The following is a 2,457-nucleotide window of genomic DNA, read 5'->3' as shown; positions in this document are numbered from 1 at the left end:
CGCCGCGGGCGCGCCGGGGGACCCCGCCGCCTACCGGGTCCTGCGCGCCCGGCCCGCCGGGCGGGGCCGCCACACCGCCCCCGCCGCGCTGCCCCTGGGCACCCGGCTGCTGGACGCGGGCCCCGGCGAGGACCTGCGCGCCGTCCTCGCCGACCGGGGCGAGGCCGCGCACCTGGCCCACCTGGACCGGCTGCTCGACCACGGCTGGATCGGCGCGCTGAGCGGGCCGGTGGACCCGGCGGAGCTGGCCGCCGCGGACCGCCGGGCCGCCGCCCTGCTCACCCGTGCCCGCGCGGTCGGCGGGCCGCTGCTGGAGGAGCCCGCCGACCCCTTCGACGCCCTCCTGGGGCCGGGGGGAGGAGAGGACCTGGCCCGGCGTGTCCTGGGACCGCTGGCCGAGGACACCGACTCCGCGCGCCTGCTGCGCCGCACCCTGCGGGTCTGGCTCACCCGGCACGGCAACTGGGACCGGGCCGCCGCCGACCTGGGCGCCCACCGCAACAGCGTCCGCTACCGGATCGGGCGGATCGAGCGCGATCTGGGCGTGGACCTGGCCGACGCCGAGCAGCGCATGCGGCTGTGGTTCGCGCTCACCCGCTGGCGGCACTGACCCGGGCTCCGCCGCCCCGAGTCCGACGCGACCCCGGAGCGGCCCCCGCGGGGACGCGGACATGTGTCCGGGAAAGCGCCGTTGCGGCATTACCGGCCGTTTTCGGCAATTCCGCTGTTCCGTTCGATCCCGGTCCCCTTTTCGAGGACGCGTCCACGGCCTTTCGGCGGCGGCGGACGCGGGCACCGCGCCGGATACGCGCGGACGCCACGGGGTTTGCGGCTTCCCCGCGGCAACGGGATCCCCGTCCGCCCCGGGGTGCGCGATGGGGCATAATCCGGTGATGAAACGGATGCGGAAGCGAGAGCGGCCTCCGAAACATGTGTGTATTTCCGTTCCCTCAACCCTGTCGAAGCCGAACCGAGAAAATTGATGAACGCCGTTGCGAACGCGAGCTCAGGGGACCGCATGTCTTTTCCGCCGCTGGACACGGCCCTGCCGGCCGGGGCCGACGCCCGCGAGCACGCCCGCCTGCTCCGGCGCGTGCACGAGGCCTCGCTCTCCGGGCGCCCGGCGCCGGCCGCCCTGCGGCCGGTCATCGAGGACTCCTGGTCCCGCAGCCGACGCTTCGGGATCGACCCCGACAGCGCCCCGCCGCCCCGCATGGCCCGGCTGGACGAACTCCAACGGCACCGGGACGCCTCCCCGATCGCCGAGGTCCTGCCGCTGATCCGCCGCTCCCTCGTCTCGGTCGCCGACGAGGCCGACCACATCATGCTGGTCACCGACGCCTCCGGTCAGGTCCTGTGGCGCGACGGCTCCCACCGCGTCCGCGCCCTCGGCGACCGCGTCGGGCTCGTCGAGGGGGCCTTCTGGAACGAGGGCAGCACCGGCACCAACGCCATCGGCACCGCCCTGGTCGTGGGGCGGCCCGTGCAGGTCTACTCCGCCGAGCACTTCATGCGCAGCCTGCACGCCCTCACCTGCGCCTGCGCACCCATCCACGACCCCCGCGACGGCCGCCTGCTCGGCGCCGTCGACGTCACCGGCCCCGTCTCCACCATCCACCCCTCCACCCTCGCCCTGGTCAGCGCGGTGGCCCAACTGGCCGAAGCCCATCTGCAGAGCCTCCACCACACCCACCTGGAGCGGCTGCGCTCGGTGGCCGCGCCCCTGCTGGCCGGGATGAGCGAACGCGCGCTGGTGGTGGACGAGGCCGGGTGGACCGCCGCCGCCGTCCACATGGAGCCGGTCCGCAGGGTGCTGCTGCCCAAACAGCGCGGGAGCGGCACCGCCTGGCTGCCCGCCCTGGGGGAGTGCGCCCTGGAGCCCCTGCCCGGCGGATGGCTGCTGCGCCCGCGTCCGGCGGCGGAGAGCGCGCCCTCCACGGTCACCCTGGACCTGACCCGGCCCTCGCCCAGGATGGTGGTCGCCGGGCCCAGCGGGGAGTGGGCGCACCGGCTCACCCCGCGCCACGCGGAGCTGCTGCTGCTGTTGGCCGTGCACCGGGCCGGGCGCACCGGAGCGCAGCTGTCCCAGGACGTGTTCGGCGCGGGCGGGCACGTGGTGACGGTGCGCGCCGAGCTCTCGCGCGTGCGCCGCCACCTGGGCGGCATCATCCAGAGCCGCCCCTACCGGTTCAGCGGGGAGGTGCGGGTGCGGGTGGTGCGTCCCCCCTCACCGGTGGACCTGCTGCCCGGGTCGGTGGCCCCCGGGGTGTGCGCGCTGCGGGACGCGCTCCGCGACGGCGACTGTCCCATGGCTCTGCGCGACGGAACCGCAACCTAGTGCAACCGTTGCCGTGCCGTGCGGCGTGCGATGGACTGTGCGTGCGCGGCCCGGCGTCGGTGGCCGCCGCGGGGCAAGAGAGGGCCCGGCGGCGGACCGCGGACGGAACGCGTGGCGCT

General features: G+C 76.1%; 2 protein-coding genes. Both read left to right on the top strand.

The features are described from left to right. A partial coding sequence (locus DQW06_RS14500) for a CdaR family transcriptional regulator (RefSeq protein ID WP_198662448.1) occupies positions 1-610 on the top strand: 610 nt, incomplete at its 5' end. Between the two features lie 408 nt (positions 611-1,018). Next, complete coding sequence (locus DQW06_RS14495; protein WP_013153268.1) at positions 1,019-2,338, top strand: GAF domain-containing protein; 1,320 nt, start codon at positions 1,019-1,021, stop codon at positions 2,336-2,338. Positions 2,339-2,457: the final 119 nt, after the last annotated feature.

It is taken from the genome of Nocardiopsis sp. TNDT3 (assembly GCF_003427465.1).
In the GTDB taxonomy this organism is placed as follows: domain Bacteria; phylum Actinomycetota; class Actinomycetes; order Streptosporangiales; family Streptosporangiaceae; genus Nocardiopsis; species Nocardiopsis dassonvillei.
Note: the sequence above shows the minus strand (reverse complement) of the source record. Positions and strands in the feature narration are given on the sequence as shown.